We start from the raw sequence: 22,351 nt of genomic DNA on the forward strand, positions 1-22,351 counted from the left end.
AACGCTTCTTCCGGGGTGCTCGCCACAGCACCGGGCAACACCGGCACACCATGGGCGGCGAAGAGATCCTTCGCCTGATACTCGTAGAGGTCCACGGGCTCCCAACCTTCCCATCGGTTGTGTCGCAGCCGAAATACCAGCACCTAGAGGATACGGTCTACTGTATGCAGAAGTCGAGACAAGGGTGAAGTGGAGTCGATGTCACTCGCTGTAGTGATTGGCGTCACCAGGAACGGGCATTTTGCGCATTGTATGCTGTAGGCAGTCGACCAATTAGCCGACGATAGTGGCCCTGGGGCCACACCATCTGACATTTGGAGTACACCATGTCGACCGAGTTGCCGCAGCAGTTGTCTGCCCGCCGGATCGATCGACCAGTTCCGCTGCGTGAACGGGTCTATCAGGCGATGCAGGAGCTGATCATCTCCCGGCAGCTCGCTCCCGGTCAGCACCTTGTGGAAAGCGAGCTCGCCGAGACGCTCGGCGTCTCCCGTCAGCCCATCCGCGAAGCGTTGCAGCTGCTGAACTCCGAAGGCTGGGTGGACCTGCGTCCCGGCTACGGCGCCTTCGTCCACGCCCCCACTGAGGCGGAGGTCGACCAGTTGCTCATGGTGCGCTCGGCACTGGAAGCCGAGTCGGCACGGCTCGCGGCGCTCAACGCCACTCGCCAGGGCATACTTCGCCTGCGCGAGCTGTGCGAGGAGGGCGTCGCCGCGGTTGCGAACGACGAGATCGACAAGATGGTGACCGCTAACGCGGAGCTGCACCGGTGTGTCACCGAGATGTCCGGGAACCAGGTACTGCTCGACTTCGTGTCGCAAGTGGATCGCCGGGTTCGGTGGTACTACACGCCGATCGCACGGCACCGGGGCCAGCAGTCCTGGACGGAACACGCGAACCTGATCGGGGCAATCGAGACCGGCAACGCCGACGAGGCCGCGCGCATCATGCGCGAGCACACTGAACGAACTCGGCAGTCCTACCTCGAGCAGCGCCGGGAGAACCCCGAACCCGATGTGCAGCCGGTGCAGACACGCTCCCGCCGCAGGCGGACCGCGCCGCGCGTCTGACCTTTCCACCCAGCCACCGGTGCCGCGACAGGGCGGCGACCGGGCAATGAACGACGTCTTGACATCGGAGGTGATGATGATACGTAACTGGAAGGAATTTCTGAGGTCACTGACGCAGGAGCGCGCCGGCTTCAACGCCGACGGCCGTGTGCTCGGCCTCGGAATGGCCACTGCCCAGGACAGGGCCCGGCGGCAGGCCACCGAGGAGGTCGAGGACTTCCTGCGGCAGCAAGCCGCCGAGCAGCGGCCCAGCGCGGCATCGTCCTGATCGGACACTGCTGTTCGTGATCCGGCCCGAGCTGCCAACGGTGCCAGCTCCGGTAACCGGCTTGTGACAGTCATTCCGCAGGCGCCTCGGCCACCTCGGAGGTGGACGCCCGAGATCGGTCCCTGCTCACCTTGATCAGGCTCGCGACGGTCGTGATGGCAAGGGTGCCGACGATGACACCGAGCGACGCGAGGATCGGGATCTCCGGCGCCCAGCTGACCCCGTGATGGTGCAGGGTTTCCGCGATCAGCTTCAGGCCGATGAAACCGAGCACCACCGCGAGCCCGGTGCTCAGGTACACCAGCCGGTCGAGCAGGCCACCGATGAGGAAGAACAGCTGTCTCAGGCCCATCAGCGCGAATGCGTTGGCGGTGAACACCAGGTAGGGCTCCCTGGTGAGCCCGAAGATCGCGGGGATGGAGTCGAGCGCGAACAGCAGGTCCGTCGTGCCGATGGCGATCATGACGATCAGCATGGGTGTGACCAGCCTGCGCCCGCCGACCTTCGTCGTCAGCCGGGCACCGTTGTACTCGTCGGTGGCGGGCAGGAACCGTTTGGCCGTCCGCAGAACGGCGTTCTCCCGGAACTCCTCGCTGTCATCTTCCTTGTGCAGCAGCAGTTTCCACGCCGTGTACAGCAGGAAAGCGCCGAACACGTAGAACAGCCAGTCGAACCGGGTGATCGCCTCGGCACCGACGGCAATGAAAAGACCGCGCAGCAACAGAGCCACGACGATGCCGATCAGCAGGACCTTCTGCCGGTACTCTCGTGGCACCGCGAAGCTCGACATGATGATCACGAAAACGAAGAGGTTGTCCACCGACAGGGAGTACTCGGTGATCCAGCCCGCGAAGAACTCACCGCCGTACTGCGGGCCGGCGAGCGCCAGTACGCCGATGCCGAACAGCACGGCGAGCCCGACGTAACAGCAGACCCAGATCGTGCATTCCCGTAGCGTCGGGTGGCGTGGGTTGCGGGACACCAGATAGAAGTCGAAACAGATGATCGCGATGAGGCCGGCGATCGTCACCAGCCAGATCCACAGTGGAATGTTCACTTCTCGCCCCAATCCAGTGCAGCAGGGACCAGCCGCCCGCCGCTACCGGCGAACGGCCTGGTGCCCTGACCGCGGTCAGCGCTGTTGCGTTGTGGCCTTGGCCCGGCTGCGTCGCCGGGCCTGCCTCTGGTCATAGACCTGCTTGGCGTACGTCGCGTAGGCGCTGTAGATCTGTGCCGCGTCGGGGTTACGCGACGCGATCCGGCGCCACCACCGCGGCGCAATGCGTTCGTGTAACCACAGGAACCCGATGGCGAAGCCCGCGCTGATGATTCCCTGGTACGCAAGGAAACCCAGGACGTCGGCTGGCAGCCGCGGCTCACCCGTGAGAACCAGGTGGGTGAGCGCCTCGTGGGTCAGCCGTGCGAGTGGGAACCCGGCAAGCCAGAACAACGCCGCCGGAGCGAACGCGCCGATCCGCACTTTCCGCCGTGCGACGAGTACGCCGTACCCGCCACCGAGCAGAGCGAGCGGCAGACCAAGGGCCAGCATGCTCACCAGCGCCCAGCCGGCGGGCTGGCCGACGATGCCGGCCAGCCCGCCGGCGACTGCGCCGGCGATCAGTCCCACGACGAACCCGGGAAGGGCGAGCTCGCCGAGCCGGAGCAGGCGTGTCGTGTCCATCTCAGTTCACGACCACGCCGAAGCGGAACAGACTGTAGAACAGCATGCCGAGGTAGAACACCGCGCCGAAGCCGATGATCACGTTCGACCACCATTTCGGCCGGATCGGTTTCGGCAGCATCCGGTTGTTCACCAGTAGCAGCACGACGCAGTACGCACCCATCGCGAACGTCGACAGGAACGCCAGGATGTCGAGCACCCCGCTCGGTCCGTCGGCCGGGCCGAAGAGCAGGATCAGGATCCCGAAGATGATCACACCCCATAGGAAGCCCGCGTAGAGGTGCGAGATCTTGAACCGCTTGGCGCCCGGCACGAAGAAGTAGGTCATATCGGCCTGCCCGCGCGAGAACGAGTCGAACAGGCCGAGCGTCGCGTTCAGTCCGATCAGTGCGATGAAGCCGAAGAACAGGCCACCGAGTACCGGGCTACCCACGGCGGCGAACGCGTCGGACATCGCGCTCAGTGCGGCGTCCCGGTCACCGCCCTCGATCAGCGACTGCACATTCGGGTTCTCCCGCGCGGCAGCTTGCGCCAGCACGGTGAACGAGACCGTCACCAGCATCGTGATGCCCCAGAAGAGCAGCAGCGCATCGAAGGTGACCCAGCGGCGCCAGCCCTTCCACTTCTTCATCTCGGCCGGATCCTCGGTGTCGAACATGAAGCCGCGCGCCGGCATCTCCTCCTGCTCGGAGGCGTGCCGCAGCCCACGGATCTTCGGCACATGGGCGCCCATGCCGGCGCCGCTGTCACGCAGGTGCAGGGTGTACCACATCTGCTGCATTCCGGAGGGACCGGCGAACGCGATCGAACCCACCACGATCGGGAACCACGCACTCGACAACGCCTCGGACGGGAAGTAGCCGAATGCGAACATCCCCGTGATGGTGCTCGTCAGATCCCCCCAGCTGCCCACAAGCGATGCGATGATCGCCGTGCCCACCACGAGGACGCCGATGAGGATCGACAGTAGGTTCTCCAGCAGACTGTAGATCACCTTGGCCAGTGTGAAGATCACGCCGACGAGCACCAGCGCGATACAAGCCGTTACGACCCAGGGGATTCCGGTGATCTCCTCGAACGCGGCGGCGCCCGCCGAGAGGTGACCAGGCCAGATATAGACCAGCATGGCCACGATGAAGAAGAACCACATCATGGGTTTGAACACGCGTGCGGCACCGGTGAAGATGCTCTCGCCGGTGGCCATCGCATAGCGGGCCATCTCCAGCATGACGACCGCCTGGAGGGTGACACCGATCAGGAACAGCCATCTGATCTCCGGGCCGAAAACCAGCACCAGCCTCGGCCACATGTAGGACTCGCCCATGCCGACACCGAGCGCGACCAGGAAGACCGTCGGGCCGAGCAGGTGAATGGCGGGTGGGGCGTCGGGCAGCTTGCGGATCGGCATGGGATCGAGCCCGCCGGCCCGCCACACCCGTTCGGCTTGGCCCGTATCGGCGCCGGTCTCACCGGCGGAGCCCGAGACGGGGACTTTCGAAGAATCCACCATTGGACCTCCAGATTGTCGATGTGGCTGCCCCCTGCAAGCTGGACAGCCGGCCGCTCTCAGCCGAGCAAGCCGGCCGCCCTCGCCCAGCGGTACTTCGCGCCCAGCACCGCGACGGGACGTTCGGTGGTGTAGGGATAGGCGACGATCCGGTGATCGAACAAGTAGTCGCTGGCGCGCTCGACGTCGGTGTCGCCGGCCAGCGACGCGACCACGGGTTTGTCGATGCCGTTGGCCCGCGCCTCCTCCACGACGCGTGCGGTGAGCTCGGCGAAGACCATCGGCGGTGTCACGATCGTGTGCCAGTAGCCCAGGATGAGGGCGTGGATGCGTGGATCCTCGAGCCCGAGGCGGATCGTCGCCTCGTAGGTCGACGGTGGCTCCCCGCCGGTGATGTCGATGGGGTTACCCGCCGCGCCGAACGGCGGGATGTAGCGGCGGAACGCCTCGTCGAGGTCCGGCGGAATGTCCATGAGGGACAGTCCAGCCTCGACACAGGCGTCGGAGAGGAGCACGCCTGAGCCGCCGGCACCGGTGATGATGACCACGTTCTCGCCCTGCGGTGTGGGCAGCAGCGGCAGGCCCCTTGCGTACTCGAGCATCTCGTTGAGCCCGGGTGCCCGCACGACGCCGGCCTGGCGCAGGATGTCGTCGTACACCTTGTCGTCCCCGGCGAGTGCGCCGGTGTGCGAGCTGGCTGCTCGCGCACCGAGTGCCGTGCGGCCGGCTTTGAGCACGATGACCGGCTTCTTCTTCGTCATCCGCTTGGCCGTCTCGACGAACGCCCTGCCGTCCTTGAGGTCCTCCAGATGCATGGCGACGGCCTGGGTGTTGTCGTCCTGCTCGAAGTAGGTCAGCAGGTCGTCTTCGTCCACATCGGACTTGTTACCGAGGCCGACGATCGCGGACACACCCATCTTGCTGGTGCGGGCGAACCCCAGGATCGCCATGCCGATACCGCCGCTCTGCGAGGTCAGTGCGACGCCGCCCTTGACGTCGTACGGGGTGCAGAACGTGGCACACAGGTTCTGCGGCGTGTAGTAGTAGCCGTAGATGTTCGGGCCCAGCATCCGGATGTTGTAGCGGTGGGCGATCTCCACGATCTCGTCCTGCAGTTCGTGGTTGCCGGTCTCGGCGAACCCGGAGGGGATCATCACCGCGGTGGGGATGCCCTTCTCCCCGCACTCGGTCAGCGCGCCGGCCACGAACTTCGCCGGGATCGCGAACACCGCAACGTCCACTTCGCCGGGGATGTCGGCAACGGAGGCGTAGGCCTTGCGGCCGAGTATCTCCTCGGCCTTCGGGTTGATCGGGTAGATCTCGCCGGTGTACCCGCCGCCCAGCAGGTTCTTCATTACCGAGTTGCCGATCTTGCCCTCCTGGTCGGAGGCACCGACGACAGCGACCGCCCGCGGGTTCATCAGCCGGTTCATCGCATCGAGGATCTCCTCCTGCGACGGGCGCACCGGTTCGCGTACCTCCCCGGTCTCGACGAGGATCCGGATGTCGGCCGCGGTGGCACCGGCACCGTCGGCGAACACGGGGTTGAGGTCGAACTCGCGGATCTCCGGAAAGTCGGTGACCAGTGCCGACACCTGCTGGATCACCTCGGCCAGCGCCTCGACGTCGACCGGTTCGGCACCGCGGGCGCCGTGCAGCACCTCGGCAGCCTTGATACTGTCCACCATGGACCTCGCCTCGTCGGCGTCAAGCGGTGCGAGCCGGAACGTGACGTCCTTGAGCACCTCGACCAGCACACCGCCGAGTCCAAACGCGACGATCTTGCCGAACGTCGGGTCGCTCGTCGCGCCGATGATCACCTCCTGCCCGCCGCCGACCAACTGCTGCACCTGCACGCCGGTGATGCTCGCCTCGGGGTCGTAGGCCTTGGCGTTCGCGATGATCTTGCCGAACGCCTCCCTGGCGGCGGCCGGTCCCGCCACGCCGACGATCACACCGCCGGCTTCTGTCTTGTGCAGGATGTCCGGCGAGACGATCTTGCAGACGACCGCCTGGCCGATCTCCTCGGCCAGCGCCGCCGCCTCGTCCTGTGTCGTGGCCAGGCCCTCGCGCGGCGTTGGGATGCCGTAGGCGTCGGCGACCAGCTTGCCCTCGGGAGCGGTGAGAGCGTCCCGTCCCTCGGCGCGGACCTTGTCGAGGAGCTCGCGGACCGCTGCCCTGTCTGGCGTCGGCATACCTCAGATCACTCCATTCGCCTTGAGTTCGGTGAACCGGTCCGCTGCCAGGCCGAGTTCGCTCACGTAGATCTCTTCGTTGTGCTCGCCCAGCAACGGCGAGCGCAGCACGTCGACCGGCGAGTCGGACATCTTGATCGGGCACCCGACGGTCTTGAACTCGCCACGCTCGGGATGGGCGACCGACACCACCATGTCGTTGTCGGCGAGTGAGGCGTCCTGGATGATCTCCTTTGTGGACAGCACAGGGCCGCATGGGATGTTGTGCTCGTTCAGCCGTGCCAGCACGTCCCACTTACCGTGGTTGCTGCTCCATTCCTCGATGAGCTGGAACATCTTGTCCAGCTTGTCCAATCGCGCCTCGGGCGTACTCCACTCCGGATCGCCCGCGAGCTCCGGCCTGCCGATGAGCGTGGTGATCGGTTCCCACCCCACCGGCTGGACGATGACGTAGATGTAGTCGTTCGGCCCGCCTGGCGCGCACTTCACGGCCCAGCCGGGCTGTCCGCCGCCGGAGGCGTTACCGGAGCGCGGCACGGCGTCGCCGAACTCGTCGTTGGGGTACTCGGCGAGCGGGCCGTGTGCGAGCCGTTGCTGGTCACGCAGCTTCACCCGGCACAGGTTGAGCACGGCGTGCTGCATGGCGACGGTGACGCGCTGCCCGCGGCCGGTCTGCTCCCGCTGGTAGAGCGCGGCGAGAATGCCGGCGACGGTGTGGATTCCCGTTCCGGAGTCGCCGATCTGTGCACCGGTGGCCAGTGGCGGGCCGTCCTCGAAACCGGTGGTGCTCATCGAGCCGCCCATGGCCTGCGCGACCACCTCGTAGGCCTTGTAGTGCGTGTAGGGCCCCTCGCCGAATCCCTTGATGGAGGCGTAGACGAGGCGCGGGTTGATCTCCTGCAGACGCTCCCAGGTGAAGCCCATCCTGTCCACGGCGCCAGGACCGAAGTTCTCGGCCAGCACGTCGAACTTCGGCAGCATCTCGGTGAAGATCCGCTTGCCCTCGTCGGACTTCATGTTGAGCGTGATGCTGCGCTTGTTGCAGTTCAGCATCGTGAAGTAGAGACTGTCCACATCGGGCAGATCGCGCAGCTGTTTGCGCGTGATGTCACCGCTCAGCGCCTCGATCTTGACCACGTCCGCGCCGAGCCAGGCCAGTATCTGTGTGCACGACGGTCCTGACTGGACATGCGTCATGTCGAGTACACGAACACCCTCTAGTGCTTTTCCCATGGTGCAAGCCCCTTTGAGCTACTTGTACATGGTCTGGTTCATGGTTCCCGGCGCGTACACGTCGGGGTCGACCCACACGTTGATGAGTGACGGCTTTCCCGATTCACGTGCCCGCTCCAGTGCGGGACGGATGTCGGCGGGGTCACGTACCTCCTCGCCGTAGCCGCCCAGCATCCGGGCGAACTCGTCGTAGGGCACGTCGCCGAGAGTGTTGCCGACCCGGCCGCGCCCCTCGCCGTACTTCTGGATCTGCCCGTAGCGGATCTGGTTCATCGACGAGTTGTTGCCGACGATGCCGATGAAGGGCAGGTTGAACCGGACGAGTGTTTCGAAGTCCCAGCCCGTGAGGCTGAAGGCGCCGTCGCCGAAGAGGGCGACGACCTCGGAGTCCGGCCGCGCGTACTTCGCCGCCATGACGAACGGAACGCCGACCCCGAGCGTGCCCAGCGGTCCTGGGTCCATCCAGTGGCCCGGCGACTTCGGTTGCACCACCTGCCCGGAGAAGGTGACGATGTCGCCGCCGTCGCCGATGTAGATGGAGTCCGGGGTCAGGAACTCGTTGATCTCGTGGACGAGCCGGTACGGGTCGATGGGGCTCGCGTCCGACAGTTGCCGGGGCAGGCGCTTCTCGTAGGCCTGCGTCTCGACGGCGCGCAGCTCCTCCAGCCACACCTTGCGCCCGACGGCGCCGTTGTCGACGCGGCCCGACGTGGCCTGGGTGACGGCCGACAGCACGAGCCCGGGGTCACCCACGATGCCGAGGCTGACATCGCGGTTCTTGCCGACGGTGCGGTAGTCCAGGTCGATCTGAACCACGGTGGCGTCGCTGGAAAGCCGCCGGCCGTAGCCCATCCGGAAGTCGAACGGCGTGCCCACGATGATGATGAGGTCGGCGTTGCTGAACGCGTACCGCCGCGCCAGCTGCAGATGGTGCGGGTCCTTCGGGGCCAGGGTGCCCCGGCCGGAGCCGTTCATGAACGCCGGCACGTTGAGGGTGCGGACGAACTCGATGGCGGCGTCGGTGGCCCGGCACGTCCATACCTGGCTGCCGAGCAGCACACACGGCTTCTCCGCTTTGACCACGAGGTCGGCGAGCCGCTCGATCGCGTCCGGGTCGCCGGTGCTGCGGGTCGACGCGCGGTAGGCGCCCGCCGCGGGAATGCGAGCCTTCTCCAACGGCACCTTGGCATCGAGCACGTCGCGAGGTATCTCCAAAAAGGACGGTCCAGGTGCTCCGTGGAAGCATTCGCGGAAGGCCATCGTCACGATGTCGGCGACCCGCTCGGTGGCGGGAACGGTGGCCGCGAACTTCGTGATCGGCGCCATCATGTCGACATGCGGCAGGTCCTGCAGCGAGCCCATCTTGTGCTGTGTCAACGCACCCTGGCCGCCGATCAGCAGCATGGGGCTCTCGGCGCGCAGTGCGTTCGCGACACCGGTCACCGCATCGGTGGTGCCCGGCCCGGCCGTCACCACCGCGCAGCCCGGCTTGCCGGTGATCCGTGCGTAGCCGTCCGCGGCGTGCGCGGCGACCTGCTCGTGCCGCACATCGATCACGTCGATGCCCTCGTCGACGCAGCCGTCGTAGATGTCGATGATGTGGCCGCCGCACAGCGTGAAGATCACGTCGACGCCCTCGGCCTTGAGCGCCTTCGCCACCAGGTGTCCGCCGGAGATCAGCTGTGGGTCGTCGTTGGTGGCAGCCAGCGCGCTCGGCTGGCTGGCGCTTTCCGGCTCTGTCTTGGCCTTCTGCCCCATGTGCGTCGTCATCTCCTCACAACGTGCTGACTACCGCATACTGCATACCGTATTGAGTTATCGTGGACCTCGATCACCGGCTTGTCCAGACTTCCGTGACCGTTGATCGGCTTTTTCAGTCGCGCCAGTCGATCCGGGGCCAGCGCTGGGTCAGTGCGCTGAGCCTCGCGGCGACCTCGGCAGGCGGGAGTCCCTTGGCGACTGCCATGCCGGCCAGGAACGTCGTGAGGGGCACGGCGGGTTTCGCGACGGCCCGGCTCACGTCGCGCGCCATCGCGAAGATCAGCCCTGGATCGAGGCAGTCGGGGTCCAGGTCAAGGTCTGCACACAGCGTGGATGTCCACTTGCGCAGTTCGTTCATCGCCCTGCCGCCTCTCGTGTCCAGCCATTGACCCGAGCCTGTCATACCGTATACTGCATACAAATAGCACGCAAGTATGTGCCTTTCCGACGCGATCCGTCCTTCCTGCCACGGCCAAGAACGGAGTCACCGTGAAAGTTGCTGTTCTCGGTGCCGGCGCCATCGGTGCGTATGTCGGCGCCAGCCTCCATCGCGCGGGTGCCGAGGTGCACCTCATCGCCCGCGGTGCCCATCTGCGGGCCATGCGCGAGTCCGGCGTGCGGGTGGTGAGCCCCCGCGGGGACTTCACGGCACGCCCGCACGCCACCGACGATCCGGCCGAGGTCGGTCCCGTCGACCACGTCTTCCTCGGGCTCAAGGCCAACCAGTACGCGAGCGCGGGGCCGCTGCTCGAACCGATGCTGCACGAGCGCACATCCTTGATCGCGGCCCAGAACGGCATCCCGTGGTGGTACTTCCACGGCGTGCCGGGTCCCCACGCGGGAAAGCGGATCGAGAGTGTCGACCCCGGCGGCGCGGTCAGTGCCGTGCTGCCGCCGGAGCGGGCGATCGGCTGCGTGGTCTACGCCGCAACGGAAATCGCCGAACCCGGCGTCATCCGGCATCTGGAGGGAACGCGCCTTTCGATCGGCGAACCCGACGGCACCCTGTCCCGGCGATGCCGCGACTTCGCCGACGCGATGATCGCGGGCGGGCTCAAGTGCCCGGTGGAACCGGAACTACGCAACGACATCTGGGTCAAGCTGATGGGCAACATCGCGTTCAACCCGATCAGTGCTCTCGCCAGGGCGACCATGGCCGCGATCTGCCGGCACGACAACACCAGGGCGCTCGTGGTGGAGATGATGCGCGAGACGCTCGACGTCGCCGCGGCACTGGGCGTGCGGCCGGAGATCTCCATCGAGCGCAGGCTGGCCGGCGCCGAGCGGACCGGCGAGCACAAGACGTCGACCCTGCAGGACCTGGAGAAAGGCAAGCCGCTCGAACTGGACGCCATCCTGGCGGCCGTGGTCGAGCTCGCCGAGCTAGCCGGCGTCGCGGTGCCGACCCTGCGCGTCGTCAACGCGCTGGCCGACCTGCTCAATGCGCATGTCACTCCGCCGCCACAGCTCGCGGCAGCACCGGGAGGCGTCCGATGATGCGCACCGCGGAACCCGGCGCGAGCCATGCGGATGCCTTACGCCGCGCGGAGGTGCTGGTGCCCGACGCGTTCCACGAGGGCAGGCCGCTCAACTTCTGGGGAGGCCGGTGGCGGCGCGACGGCGTCGCCGGGCTGACGGCCGCGGATGCCGCCCGTGCCGTCCGCGCCGGGCTCAACGAGCACCGCACCTGGTCGGTGGCGGCACCGACCGAGCGCAGGCTACGAGTGGTCGCGGCGCTGGAGGGTCTCACCGCTCAGCGTGAGGTGCTCACCGCACTGCCCGGCTGCGCGACCGGACTGGAGCGCAGCCTGGCCGGCGTGCGCGACTGCGTGGAGCGGCTCGACGGGCTGCTGGCCGGCCGGGCGCCGTTGCGGGGCCCGGTCAGCAACCTCGCCGGCCGGGCCTGCCCGGTACCGGTGCTCCTCGAAGCAGTGCTCGTGCAGGCACTCGCGGGTAACGCGGCGATCGTGAACGCATCGACGGAGAGTGCGCACGCACTGACGCTGGCGACGGATCTCGCAGCACGGCACGGGGTTCCGCTCACGCTGCTGCACGGCGGGGGAGCGGGTGTCGAGGCCGCACTGACCCGCCAGGACGTCGTCGGCTGCGTGTCCTACCCGGACGGCGCGCCGCGAGGTGTCGCGCTCGTGCGCGCGATGACGCGCCGGTCGGTGACCTGACGGCAGGTGACGGTTACCGGTCCGCGACCGCGGCCTCGGCGGCCTGGAGCCACTCCCGCCACTGGGCCGCCTGCTGCTCGGCCTGCTTGGCGCGGCGCTCGTCGCCCGCGGCGCGGGCCTTCGCCGCCTGTGCCTCGAACTGCTCGACGCGCTCGCGGAACTGCGCCGCCCGCGCCTGCGCCTCGGGGTCCGTGCGCCGCCACCGGGAGTCCTCCGCGGCCCGCACCCTGTCCTGCACGGCCTTGAGGCGGCCGTCCAGTTCCCTGATGCGCTCGCGCGGCACCTTGCCGATGTCGTCCCACCGCTCCTGGACCTTGCGCAGCTGCGACTTCGCCGCGTCCAGGTTCGCGCCAGGATCGATCTTCTCCGCCTCGGTGAGCAGCTCCTCCTTGTGCGCGGCATTGTCGGCGAACTCGGCGTCCCGTTCGGAGAACGCGGCCGACCGGCGGGCGAAGAACGCGTCCTGGGCGGCGCGGAACCGCTGCCACAGCGCCTCGTCGGCGTCCTTCGGCGCGCGCCCCGCGGCCTTCCACTCCGCCATGAGCTCCTTGTAGCGGCCCGCGGTCTCTCCCCAGTCGGCCGAGTCGGCGATCGACTCCGCCTCGGTGATGAGCTCTTCCTTGCGCCGCTTCGCTGCCGCCCGCTGCTTGTCGAGGTCGGCGAAGTGCGAGCCGCGACGGCGGTTGAACGCCTCCCGTGCCTTGGAGAACCGCCGCCACAGCTCGTCGTCGGTTTTGCGGTCGACGCCCTTGATCGTCTTCCATTCGTCCAGGATCGCTCGCAGCCGGTCGCCTGCGGCCTTCCACTGCGTGGACTCGGCCGCGATCGTCTCCGCCTCCTCGGCGAGTTCGCGCTTCCGGTTGACGGCGGCGGCCCTGGCCTGTTCCCGCTCCTGTTTCACTGCCGACAACGCGCTCTCGGCATGGGCGATGACGTGCTCCACACGCGCGCGCAGCGCGTCGAGGTCGCCGACGACAGCGGCCTCAGCCAGCCCGTCCCTGAGCTGGGTTGCGCTCGCGAGTGCCTGCTTGGGATCGCCTGCGCCGGAGTTCAGCCGCGTCTCCAGCAACTCGACCTCGGTACGCAGGTCGTCGAAGCGGCGGGCGAAATGCGTCAGCCCTTCCTCGGGTGAACCGGCCTGCCACACGCCGACCTGGCGCTCGCCGTCGGCGGTGCGCACGAACACCGTGCCGTCGTCGTCGATGCGCCCCCAGCGGGACGGGTGTGGCTCGGCAGGCGGGACCGCGGGTGCGGCGTGCGTGCCGGCGTGGGTGTGCGGCACCTGGGTCGGCGCCGGAACATCGCTTCCGTTCGGTGTGTTCTGCTCGGCCATGGCCGGCTCCTTATCGCCTGTAGGCCCGCGCGTCGCGGGCGCCCCGCTGGCAGCGGGGCCGGGTCTTGCGTGTTCGTGTTCCAGGCCCGCATTCAAACAGGTCAACGAGCGTCTGGGTACTCCACGCCTCAAGACGTACCTCCATCGGCGCGCCGAGTAACCTCGGAACGCGTGATCACGCGAGCCGTCGTCGCGCCTGTGCCCCCTCTCCTCGTGCCCGAACTGGTACCCGGTCTCGTCGAGCGGACCGCGCGCGTCCGGGATGCCTGCCTGGCCGCTGTCCAGGGCCTCGCCGCTACCTGCCCCCACTGGATTGCCATCGGAGTGGCCGAACACGCCGTCACTGTCGAGCCGGGCGCGCGCGGGTCCTTCCGCGGCTTCGGGGTCGACGTGCCGGTCACGCTCTCCGCAGGCATGGCGCCGGGGGAGCCCGCCGACCTGCCGCTGCCCGCCCTGCTGGCCGGGTGGCTGCGCGAGCGCGCCGGCGCCGAGTCGGTGCGCGTCGAGTTGCTGCCCGAGTCGACGAGTGTCGACAGGTGTATCGCCGCGGGGGAGCGACTCGCCGGTCTTCCCGACGACGTCGGACTGCTTGTACTGGGTGACGGATCGACGCGGCACGAGACGGCGCCGCCCGGCTGGCCGGACGAGCGGGCGGCGGGCTTCGACGCGACCGTTGCGGACGCGTTCGCCGACGCCGACCCCGAGCCGCTGCTGCGACTCGACGCCGGGCTGGCCGACGAGCTCGGCGCCGGGGGCCGTGTGCCGTGGCAGGTGCTCGCCGGGCTCGCTCGCGCGCGCCCGCCGTGGCGGGGAAAGCTGTGCTATTCGCATGCGCCGCTGGGGGTCGCCTACCACGTCGCGGTCTGGGAGCAGGGATGATCCGGCCGGTGGCGGTCGTGGGGCCGACCGCGACCGGTAAGACCGCACTCGGGGTCGAGCTTGCGCTCGCGCTCGGTGGTGAGGTCGTCAACGCCGACGCCATGCAGCTGTATCGCGGCATGGACATCGGCACCGCCAAGGCGACGCCGCAGGAGCGGCGGGGCGTGCCGCACCACCTGCTCGACGTCCTCGATGTGACCGAGACGGCATCCGTGGCCGCCTACCAACGGCACGCGCGGGCCACGATCGAACGGCTGCTGGCGGCAGAACGGGTGCCCGTCCTCGTCGGCGGTTCCGGGCTCTACGTCCAGGCTGTGCTCGACGACCTGCGCTTTCCCGGCACCGATCCGGCGGTGCGCGCCGCGCTGGAGCGCCAGGCCGAGGAGCAGGGCACGCAGGTGCTCTACGAGCGGCTCGCGGCGGCCGATCCCGATGCCGCGGCGGCGATCCTGCCGACCAACGTGCGGCGCATCGTGCGTGCGCTGGAGGTCATCGAGCTCACCGGCAAACCCTTCTCGGCGAATCTGCCACAGCCTGGGCCGCCGCGTTACGGGACCGTGCTCGTCGGCGTCGATCGCGACGTCGCCGAGCTCGACGCGCGCGTGGACCTGCGCGTGGAGCACATGTTCGCGGAAGGCCTCGTCGACGAGGTGCGGGCGCTGGAGGAAGTGGGCCTGCGGGAGGGCAAGACGGCCTCCCGCGCGCTCGGCTACCAGCAGGTGCTGGAGGCCATCGACGCGGGCGCCGCCGACTTCACCCCGGCCGCGGCGGCGACCGCGCAGGCGACCCGGAGGTTCGTGCGGAGGCAACGTTCCTGGTTCCGGCGGGACAAGCGGATCCGGTGGTTCGACGCCGCGGCACCGGGGCTGACCGAGGACGTGCTGTCCTTCCTCGCCCCGTAACCTTGTGCCATGGGTGGCATCGAGTTTCTCAAGGGACACGGCACACAGAACGACTTCGTGGTGCTGCCCGACGCGCCGGGTGCGCTGGACCTGACGCCGGCGCGGGTGGCCGCGCTGTGTGACCGCCAGCGCGGCCTCGGCGCAGACGGCGTGTTGCGCGTCGTCCGCTCCGCTGCGGTGGGAGTCGCCTCGGACGCCGAGTGGTTCATGGACTACCGCAACGCCGATGGCTCGATCGCCGAGATGTGCGGCAACGGCGTCCGCGTGTTCGCTCGCTACCTGGTCGAGGCGGGGCTGGAGTCCGGCCCGGACTTCGCGGTCGGTACCCGCGCGGGCGACCGTCCGGTCCACGTGCACCACGACGGCAGCGTGACCGTCCAGATGGGACCGGTGCGGATCACCGGGACCTCGGTGTCGATCGTCGGCGGGCGCGAGCTGTCCGGTGTCGCCGTGGACGTTGGCAACCCGCACCTGGTCAGCACGCTCGACGACGAGGTGGCCGGTCTGGATCTGCGGGAGGCGCCACGGTATGACCGGGACGTCTTCCCGGACGGCGTGAACCTGGAGTTCGTCAACGTCCTCGGCCCCGATGCGTTGCGCATGCGGGTCTACGAGCGTGGCGTGGGGGAGACCAGGGCGTGTGGCACCGGGACCGTTGCCGCGGTCGCCGCGACGCTTCATCTGGCGGGAACCGACACCGGGTCGTCCACAGTAGACATCCCGGGTGGCAGGGTGACGGTCACCGTGCAGCGGGGTGCCTCCACCCTCACCGGGCCGGCCGAGTTCGTCGCCCGCGGCGAGCTGGACAGCTCATGGTGGAGCGCCGCGGACTAGGTCGCCAGGGCGGGGATGTCGCGCAGGGTGCGCAGAGCACCCACAGCACCGACAACGTCATCCCCGCCGCGGAAAGCCACACTGTGGCGTGCACACCGATCCACTGGCCGAGGACGCCGCCGAGCAACCCGCCGATCGGCAGCGTTCCCCACACCACGAAGCGAACGCTGGCGTTCATCCGGCCCAGCAGCCTGTCCGGGCAGATGGCCTGCCGGTAGCTGACCTGCGCCACGTTGTAGACCACGACCCCGTAGCCGACCGCGATCAGGCCGGCCACGGCGAGCCCGATCCGCCAGCCGGGTGCGGCGAGCGGCACCAACAGCTGAGCAGGCCAGGTCACAAGACCGACGAGCCAGACCGCCCGCGCCTGCCCGATCCGGCGCATCCACCAGCTCGCCGTGAGCGCACCCAGCACGCCGCCGGCGCCGGCCGCGGCGAGGACGCCGCCCACCCCGGCCGGCGACAGACCCAGGTTCCTCGTCAGGAACAGCACCTCGATCGCGGTGAACGCACCGCCCATCAGGTTGCCCGTGGCGGTGCACAGCGTGATGGCCCGCAGGTTCGGGTTGCCGAACACGAAGCGCAGTCCCTCGGCGATCTCATCCCGCAACCGGGTGCCGTCGCGGGGCTGCGGTTCCGGTTCGCCGGCGCGGATGCGCAGCAGGAACGACGCCGACGTCAGGTAGCTCAAGCCCACGGTGACGACCGCGCTGACCGTTCCGAGCAACTGCGCCAGTACGCCCGCGATGCTGGGCCCGGTCACCTGCGCTACCGACTGGCTGACCTGCAGCTTCGCGTTGCCCTCCACCAGTTTCGCCCGGCCGACCAGCGACGGCAGGTACGACTGGTAGGCGACGTCGAAGAACAACGTGCACACGCTCACCAGCAGTGCCACCACGATGAGGTACGGCAGGGTCAGCACGCCCGCCCACCACGCCACGGGCACGCTGAGCAGCAGCACGCCACGGGCCAGGTCGGCGCGGAGCATGAGCACCCTGCGACGCATCCGGTCGACCCAGACACCGGCTGGCAGGCCCAGCACCAGGAACGCGGCGTGCTCGGCCGCTCTGAGCAGGCCCATCTCCAACGGTGATGCCGCCAAGGTGGTCGCGGCGAGCAGTGGCAGGGCGGTGTGGCCGACGAACGTGCCGAACTGGCTGGCGGTGTCGCCTGCCCACAGCCGCCGGAAGTCGCGGTGGAACCAGAGGGAATCGCGTGTCACCCGGCAGAGTCTCGGGTAAGTGATTGGAAACTGTCAATCACTTGGCGCCGTAGGCTGGCGAGGTGAGACAGCGGCGGAGGGCGACCGAGGCCGAGGCGAGCGCACTGGCCTCGGGAGTACGCATGCGGATCATCCGGTTGACCTATGCCGAGGCGCTGACCAACAAGGAGCTTGCCGAACGGCTGGGGAAGGACCCGGCCACGACGCTGCACCACGTGCGCAGGCTGGTCGAGACGGGTTTCCTGGAGCCACAGCCGCCGCGCAAGGGCAATCGCGGCGCCAAGGAGATCCCCTACCTGTCCACCGGGCTGTCCTGGCAGCTCGACAACTGCGACAGCGAGGGCATCGGCGAGGCGATGCTCGAAGCGTTCCTGGCCGAGGTCGCCGAGACCGGGCCGGGTGAGCTGGACCAGTCCCGGTTGGTCGTGCAGATTCCCGCCGAGGAACGCGAGGAGTTCCGCAGGCGGTTGGCGGAACTACTCGACGAGTACGCCGGCCGGCCGAAACACCCGGACTCCGAGCGGCTGGCCGTATACCTGGCCCTGTACCCGAGCCGCTAATGAGGTCGTTCAATCCCGCGAATCGTGGGACGATAGGGAGACGATGACAGAACTGACACACAACGACGTACTCGACGAGTTCGACGACGTCTCGCAGGGGGAACTCGAGCTCGAGGACCGCGCGTCACTGCGCAGGGTCGCGGGGCTTTCCACCGAACTCGCCGACATCACCGAGGTCGAATACCGGCAGCTGCGGCTCGAACGTGTCGTTCTCGTCGGTGTGTGGACCGAAGGGACCGCCGCGCAGTCCGCGGCCTCGCTCGAGGAGCTCGCCCGGCTGGCGGAAACGGCGGGCTCGGAGGTGCTGGAAGGGCTCGTGCAACGGCGGTCGCGGCCCGACCCGGCCACCTACGTGGGCTCGGGGAAGGTCCGTGAGCTGGGCGATGTCGTCCGCGCGACCGGTGCCGACACGGTGATCTGTGACGGTGAGCTCTCGCCCGGCCAGCTGCGCCAGCTCGAGGCCAAGCTCAAGGTCAAGGTGATCGACAGGACGGCGCTGATCCTCGACATCTTCGCTCAGCACGCCCGTTCCCGGGAGGGCAAGGCCCAGGTCGAGCTCGCGCAGCTGCAGTACCTCATCCCGCGACTGCGGGGCTGGGGTGAGTCGCTGTCCCGGCAGGCCGGTGGTCGTGCCGGCGGCGCGAACGGCGGTGTCGGTCTGCGCGGTCCCGGCGAGACCAAGCTGGAGACCGACCGCCGGCGCATCAGCAAGCGGATCTCCAAGCTGCGCCGCGAGATCGCGGCGATGGACACGATTCGCACCACCAAGCGAGGCCGCCGCGTCGCCAACGAGGTGCCGAGCGTGGCGATCGTCGGTTACACCAACGCAGGCAAGTCGAGCCTGCTCAACGCGATCACCGGCGCCGGGGTCCTCGTCGAGGACGCACTGTTCGCGACCCTCGACCCGGCGACGCGCCGCTCGGCCACGCCCGACGGCCTGCCCTACACACTGACCGACACCGTGGGCTTCGTGCGGCACCTGCCGCATCAGCTGGTCGATGCGTTCCGCTCGACTCTCGACGAGGCGGCCGATGCGAACCTGCTGGTACACGTCGTCGACGGTTCGGTGCCCGCTCCCGAGGAGCAGGTGGTGGCCGTGCGGGAGGTGCTCAGCGAGATCGCGGACAAGCGTGGTGAGTCGTTGCCGTCGGAGCTCATGGTGATCAACAAGGCGGACGCGGCCGACGAGGTCTCGCTCGCGCGGTTGCGGCACCTGCTGCCGGATGCCGTGGTGGTCTCGGCGCGGCGCGGACAAGGGATCGCGACGCTGGTGGAGGAGATCGCGCGGCGACTGCCGCGGCCGCAGGTGGTCGTCGACGTCCTGGTGCCCTACACCCGTGGTGAGCTGGTCGCTCGCGCTCATGCCGACGGTGAGGTGCTCGGTGCGGAACACACCCCCGAGGGGACGCGCCTGCGCGCGCGGGTACACCCGGACCTGGCGGCCGCGCTGCAGCGTTACGTCACCGACTCCTCGGCGATCTGACAGGTCTGAGCTTGCGCTTTCCGCGGTGGGCGCTGTGCGCCTCGATGTTCGCTGGACTGGGCGTGCTGGGGGCCGTGCCCGCCGCCGCGCAGCCTGCACGACCAGAAGCGATGTGCTCGCTGTCCGGCGAGCTCGACGAGCTGTCCGGGCTCGCCGCTGACGGCGAGAACTGGTACGCCATCAACGACGGTGGCACGAGCCTGCGGATCTTCGTGCTCGGACCCGACTGCGCGGTGCGGCGGACGATCGAGAACCCGACCGATCCCTACGACGTCGAGGACCTCGCGCTCGCCGCGGACGGCACGCTGTGGCTCGGCGACACCGGTGACAACCGCAAGCGGCGGGAGACCGTTGCCCTGCACGCCGTCGCACCCGATGGCACCGCGGAGCTGTACCGGTTGAGGTATCCGGACGGTGCACACGACGCCGAGGCGTTGCTGCTCGACCGGTCGGGGACGCCGTACCTCGTCACCAAGAACGTCCTCGGTGCCTCGGACGTCTACCGTCCTGCGGAGCCATTGGCGAGTCCGGGGCCGACACCGCTGGAGAAGGTCGGCTCGCTCCAGTTCATGCCCACCGACACCCCTGGCGGGCCGGTCGGCAGGGCAGGCTCGGTGCTGGTGACTGGTGGGGCGTCGACCGCGGACGGCAGCGTGTTCGCCTTGCGTACCTACACCGATGCTTACTTGTACCCGGCACCGGACGGTGACCTCGTCGCCGCGCTGCGCCGCTTGCCGGGGCGCGTGCCGTTGCCCGACGAGGTGCAGGGGGAGGCGATCGCGTTCGCTCCGGACGGCTCCCTCATCTCGGCCAGCGAGGGAGTCGGCACACCTGTGCGGGTGGTCCGTGACGCCGCTGCCCTGGTGTCGCCTATCCCGTCCGGCGGTGCCGCGACCACCGCCGCGCCCGAGGCCGCCGCGGAGCCGGGTGACGCCAGCGGTTCCGGCAACGCGGACAGCCAGGGCGTGCCGACCTTGCCCGGTATCGCGATCGCCGTCACCGTGGCCGCCGTGATCGTCTTCGGGATCAGCAGGCTCCGCCGCCGCTGACGGTTTTCACAGCCGCCGCAACACGGCGACGACCTTGCCGAGGATCGTGGCGTCATCGCCCGGGATGGGGTCATACGCCTCGTTGTGCGGCATCAGCCAGACGTGTCCGCCCTTACGCTTGAACGTCTTGACGGTCGCCTCGCCCTCGATCATCGCCGCGACGATGTCGCCGTTCTCGGCGGTGGGCTGCTGGCGTACCACCACCCAGTCGCCGTCGGTGATGGCCGCGTCGACCATCGAGTCACCGGTGACGCTGAGCAGGAACACCTCTCCCTCGCCGACGATGTCCTTCGGCAGCGGGAACACATCCTCGATGGCCTCCTCGGCCAGCACGGGGCCGCCGGCGGCGATCCGGCCCACGAGCGGCACGAACGCGGGTTTGGGCAGGTTCTCGGCCGCATCGGCGGTCCGCTCCGAGTCCGCGGCGAGCACGCCGACGGCGCGCGGCCGGTTCGCGTCGCGCCGCAGATATCCCTTGCGCTGCAACGCACGCAGCTGATGGGAGACCGAGGACGTGGAGGTGAGCCCGACCGCCTCGCCGATCTCCCGGACGCTCGGCGGGTAGCCGTACCGGTCGACCCACTCCCGGATCACCTCGAGCACCTTGCGCTGGCGTGGCGTGAGGCTGTCGTCCGGCTCCGCGATCTCCGGGAGGGCGTGCACCTTGCCGCCGTCGTCCTTGGTCTTGCGTGCCACCGCATTGCCTCCAGTCGAGGGCCGGCTCCCACCGCGCCCGGTAGTGCTCGTAGTGCGTCGTAGTGCGTCGTCGTGCCTTGGTGATCCTGCGGGCGGTCGCCCACCGTCCGCCCTTGACGCTATCGGTCCACCGGCACTTTTTCAAACATTTGTTCGAGCAACACGCCGCGGGGACTCGATTTTGTCAGACGGCAGTGGTACACATTCGCACGGGCGTTCGATAGAACGCATGTTCGAGGAGGTGTCGATGTCGGTTGTCGTCGAACGGGACATTCACCAGACGGGTCGTGTCCAGCAGCCGGGGCGGGTGGTACGCAGGCCGCGGACGGGCGAACTGCGCCGCCCACCGACCCGGGGCCGGGTGGTCGCCGGGCGCAGGGCGGCGGCGGTGCGCACGTGCGCACCCCGTGCGGTGGCGCCTCGCTGGTCACTGCTGGTGGCGATCGGGGTCGCCGTTGGCGCCGGCCTGCTCGGGCTGGGCGTGCTTGCGGGCGGTATGGCCGGAGGTGGCGCGGCCACCGTGCCGACTGGCACCGCGATCGTGTCGGTCGCGCCGGGCGACACGCTGTGGGACGTCGCCGAGCGCTCCGCGCCGGGCAGTGATCCCGCGGCCGTCGTCGAGCGGATCCAGGAGCTGAACGGCCTGACGGGTGCCCAGGTGGCGGCCGGCACGCCGCTGGTCGTGCCCGCGGGACGCTGAACGTTTCTACCGCTGGTGTGGCTGGGTATGTCAGTCGTCACCCTCTCGTGCCTGTCGTGTCCGCTTGCGCGGCGAGCCCACGGCTCTTAAGGTCAACCCCAACATGTAGTAGTTACATGGCTGTAGTTGGTCCACAAGTTGGGGTAGAATTCGACGTAGTTATCCACAGCTCGTCGGTCTCCATCCACCGGGTGTCCACAGATTGATCACCAGGCAATGTGGCCGGCGTGGTCGGACGCCCCGGCGAAAGCCGGCGCGAAAGGAGGTGATCGGCGCATGCGTTGCCCGTTCTGCAGGCACGCTGATTCCCGCGTCGTCGACTCTCGTGAGGTGGACGAGGGGCAGGCGATCCGGCGGCGCCGTTCGTGCTCGAAGTGCGGGCGCCGGTTCACGACCTCGGAGACGATGGTGCTCGCCGTTGTCAAACGTTCCGGGGTCACTGAGCAGTTCAGCCGGGAAAAGGTGGTTCGGGGAGTGCGCCGCGCGTGCCAGGGCCGGCCGGTCGACGACGATGCGCTGCAGCAGCTCGCGCAGCGTGTGGAGGAGTCGATCAGGGCGGCAGGCGTCGCGGAGATTCCGAGCCATGAGGTGGGGCTGGCCATTCTCGGCCCGCTCCGCGAGCTCGATGCTGTGGCATATCTGCGGTTCGCGAGTGTCTACCGCTCCTTCTCGTCCATCGAGGACTTCGAGAAGGAGATTTCGGACCTTCGTCAGGCGATAGCGGATTCGGTCGAACTGGCCGGTCGCGGGAAGGGTGCGGACGACGCGTGACGTCGCCGCCTGTGCGAAACGCGGGAG

22 protein-coding genes are annotated in these 22,351 nt (G+C 68.7%); 12 read left to right on the forward strand and 10 right to left on the reverse strand.

Features of this window, described 5'->3' with window-relative positions; genetic code table 11:
- Positions 1–326: 326 nt before the first annotated feature.
- A complete protein-coding gene (locus ABZ863_RS30100; protein WP_358542501.1) occupies positions 327–1,070 on the forward strand; it encodes a GntR family transcriptional regulator in 744 nt (247 codons plus the stop codon).
- Positions 1,071–1,146: 76 nt separating this feature from the next.
- Positions 1,147–1,338 carry a hypothetical protein gene (locus tag ABZ863_RS30105; protein WP_358542503.1) on the forward strand — a complete coding sequence of 64 codons (192 nt, stop codon included), beginning with the start codon at positions 1,147–1,149 and terminating at the stop codon, positions 1,336–1,338.
- Positions 1,339–1,408: 70 nt separating this feature from the next.
- On the opposite strand, the gene ABZ863_RS30110 is transcribed toward ABZ863_RS30105, so the two are convergent.
- From ABZ863_RS30110 to ABZ863_RS30140, 7 genes are all read right to left on the reverse strand, one after another.
- Positions 1,409–2,395 carry a TerC family protein gene (locus ABZ863_RS30110; RefSeq protein ID WP_358542506.1) on the reverse strand — a complete coding sequence of 329 codons (987 nt, stop codon included), beginning with the start codon at positions 2,393–2,395 and terminating at the stop codon, positions 1,409–1,411.
- A 75-nt stretch (positions 2,396–2,470) separates the two neighbouring features.
- Entirely contained in the window at positions 2,471–3,019 is a 549-nt protein-coding gene (locus ABZ863_RS30115) for a hypothetical protein (protein ID WP_358542509.1), read from the reverse strand.
- A gap of 1 nt (position 3,020) precedes the next feature.
- Positions 3,021–4,529 (reverse strand): Nramp family divalent metal transporter, encoded by a 1,509-nt coding sequence (locus ABZ863_RS30120; protein WP_358542511.1) that lies wholly within the window; start codon positions 4,527–4,529, stop codon positions 3,021–3,023.
- 56 nt (positions 4,530–4,585) lie between these two features.
- Positions 4,586–6,721: an acetate--CoA ligase family protein gene (locus ABZ863_RS30125; RefSeq protein ID WP_358542513.1), complete on the reverse strand. Its 2,136-nt coding sequence runs from the start codon at positions 6,719–6,721 to the stop codon at positions 4,586–4,588.
- 3 nt (positions 6,722–6,724) lie between these two features.
- Positions 6,725–7,954 (reverse strand): formyl-CoA transferase, encoded by a 1,230-nt coding sequence (frc, locus tag ABZ863_RS30130; RefSeq protein WP_358542516.1) that lies wholly within the window; start codon positions 7,952–7,954, stop codon positions 6,725–6,727.
- Positions 7,955–7,972: 18 nt separating this feature from the next.
- On the reverse strand, positions 7,973–9,712 hold the full coding sequence (locus ABZ863_RS30135) for a thiamine pyrophosphate-binding protein (RefSeq protein ID WP_358542610.1): 1,740 nt from the start codon (positions 9,710–9,712) through the stop codon (positions 7,973–7,975).
- A gap of 115 nt (positions 9,713–9,827) precedes the next feature.
- Positions 9,828–10,118 carry a DUF6457 domain-containing protein gene (locus ABZ863_RS30140; RefSeq protein ID WP_358542518.1) on the reverse strand — a complete coding sequence of 97 codons (291 nt, stop codon included), beginning with the start codon at positions 10,116–10,118 and terminating at the stop codon, positions 9,828–9,830.
- Between the two features lie 86 nt (positions 10,119–10,204).
- Here ABZ863_RS30140 and ABZ863_RS30145 point away from each other — a divergent pair, with 86 nt between their 5' ends.
- Both ABZ863_RS30145 and ABZ863_RS30150 read left to right on the forward strand, forming a co-directional pair.
- A complete protein-coding gene (locus ABZ863_RS30145) occupies positions 10,205–11,212 on the forward strand; it encodes a 2-dehydropantoate 2-reductase (protein WP_358542521.1) in 1,008 nt (335 codons plus the stop codon).
- The gene (locus ABZ863_RS30150; RefSeq protein WP_358542523.1) at positions 11,209–11,895 is read left to right on the forward strand and encodes a hypothetical protein; all 687 of its coding nucleotides are present in this window, start codon (positions 11,209–11,211) and stop codon (positions 11,893–11,895) included. The genes ABZ863_RS30145 and ABZ863_RS30150 overlap by 4 nt, the downstream gene beginning before the upstream one ends.
- A gap of 13 nt (positions 11,896–11,908) precedes the next feature.
- Here ABZ863_RS30150 and ABZ863_RS30155 read toward each other — a convergent pair whose 3' ends face one another.
- Entirely contained in the window at positions 11,909–13,228 is a 1,320-nt protein-coding gene (locus ABZ863_RS30155) for a DUF349 domain-containing protein (protein WP_358542525.1), read from the reverse strand.
- Between the two features lie 171 nt (positions 13,229–13,399).
- Here ABZ863_RS30155 and ABZ863_RS30160 point away from each other — a divergent pair, with 171 nt between their 5' ends.
- From ABZ863_RS30160 to dapF, 3 genes are read left to right on the forward strand one after another with little or no spacing between them, the layout of a single operon-like run.
- Positions 13,400–14,107 (forward strand): class III extradiol dioxygenase subunit B-like domain-containing protein, encoded by a 708-nt coding sequence (locus ABZ863_RS30160; RefSeq protein ID WP_358542528.1) that lies wholly within the window; start codon positions 13,400–13,402, stop codon positions 14,105–14,107.
- Positions 14,104–15,009, forward strand: a complete 906-nt coding sequence (miaA, locus tag ABZ863_RS30165; protein WP_358542530.1) for a tRNA (adenosine(37)-N6)-dimethylallyltransferase MiaA — start codon at positions 14,104–14,106, stop codon at positions 15,007–15,009. Before ABZ863_RS30160 ends, miaA begins: the two co-directional genes overlap by 4 nt.
- 9 nt (positions 15,010–15,018) lie before the next feature.
- Positions 15,019–15,843 carry a diaminopimelate epimerase gene (gene dapF, locus ABZ863_RS30170; RefSeq protein ID WP_358542532.1) on the forward strand — a complete coding sequence of 275 codons (825 nt, stop codon included), beginning with the start codon at positions 15,019–15,021 and terminating at the stop codon, positions 15,841–15,843.
- On the opposite strand, the gene ABZ863_RS30175 is transcribed toward dapF, so the two are convergent.
- Positions 15,776–17,065: an MFS transporter gene (locus ABZ863_RS30175; RefSeq protein ID WP_358542535.1), complete on the reverse strand. Its 1,290-nt coding sequence runs from the start codon at positions 17,063–17,065 to the stop codon at positions 15,776–15,778. The genes dapF and ABZ863_RS30175 overlap by 68 nt on opposite strands.
- A 62-nt stretch (positions 17,066–17,127) precedes the next feature.
- Here ABZ863_RS30175 and ABZ863_RS30180 point away from each other — a divergent pair, with 62 nt between their 5' ends.
- Genes ABZ863_RS30180 through ABZ863_RS30190 form a run of 3 tightly spaced genes read left to right on the forward strand, consistent with a single transcriptional unit; the run spans position 17,128 to position 20,157 of the window.
- Positions 17,128–17,625: a winged helix-turn-helix domain-containing protein gene (locus ABZ863_RS30180; protein WP_358542538.1), complete on the forward strand. Its 498-nt coding sequence runs from the start codon at positions 17,128–17,130 to the stop codon at positions 17,623–17,625.
- A gap of 43 nt (positions 17,626–17,668) precedes the next feature.
- Positions 17,669–19,108, forward strand: a complete 1,440-nt coding sequence (hflX, locus tag ABZ863_RS30185; protein WP_358542540.1) for a GTPase HflX — start codon at positions 17,669–17,671, stop codon at positions 19,106–19,108.
- Positions 19,109–19,152: 44 nt separating this feature from the next.
- Positions 19,153–20,157 (forward strand): hypothetical protein, encoded by a 1,005-nt coding sequence (locus ABZ863_RS30190; RefSeq protein ID WP_358542613.1) that lies wholly within the window; start codon positions 19,153–19,155, stop codon positions 20,155–20,157.
- 6 nt (positions 20,158–20,163) lie between these two features.
- On the opposite strand, the gene lexA is transcribed toward ABZ863_RS30190, so the two are convergent.
- On the reverse strand, positions 20,164–20,853 hold the full coding sequence (gene lexA, locus ABZ863_RS30195) for a transcriptional repressor LexA (protein ID WP_358542543.1): 690 nt from the start codon (positions 20,851–20,853) through the stop codon (positions 20,164–20,166).
- A gap of 247 nt (positions 20,854–21,100) precedes the next feature.
- Between lexA and ABZ863_RS30200 the strand changes: the two genes are divergently transcribed.
- Together ABZ863_RS30200 and nrdR are read left to right on the forward strand one after the other, a co-directional pair.
- Positions 21,101–21,553: a LysM peptidoglycan-binding domain-containing protein gene (locus ABZ863_RS30200; protein WP_358542546.1), complete on the forward strand. Its 453-nt coding sequence runs from the start codon at positions 21,101–21,103 to the stop codon at positions 21,551–21,553.
- Positions 21,554–21,829: 276 nt separating this feature from the next.
- Positions 21,830–22,324, forward strand: coding sequence for a transcriptional regulator NrdR (gene nrdR, locus ABZ863_RS30205; protein ID WP_358542549.1), 495 nt, complete (start codon positions 21,830–21,832; stop codon positions 22,322–22,324).
- Positions 22,325–22,351: the final 27 nt, after the last annotated feature.

Origin of the sequence: Saccharomonospora sp. NPDC046836, from assembly GCF_040645195.1 — a bacterium.
In the GTDB taxonomy this organism is placed as follows: Bacteria; Actinomycetota; Actinomycetes; order Mycobacteriales; family Pseudonocardiaceae; genus Prauserella_A.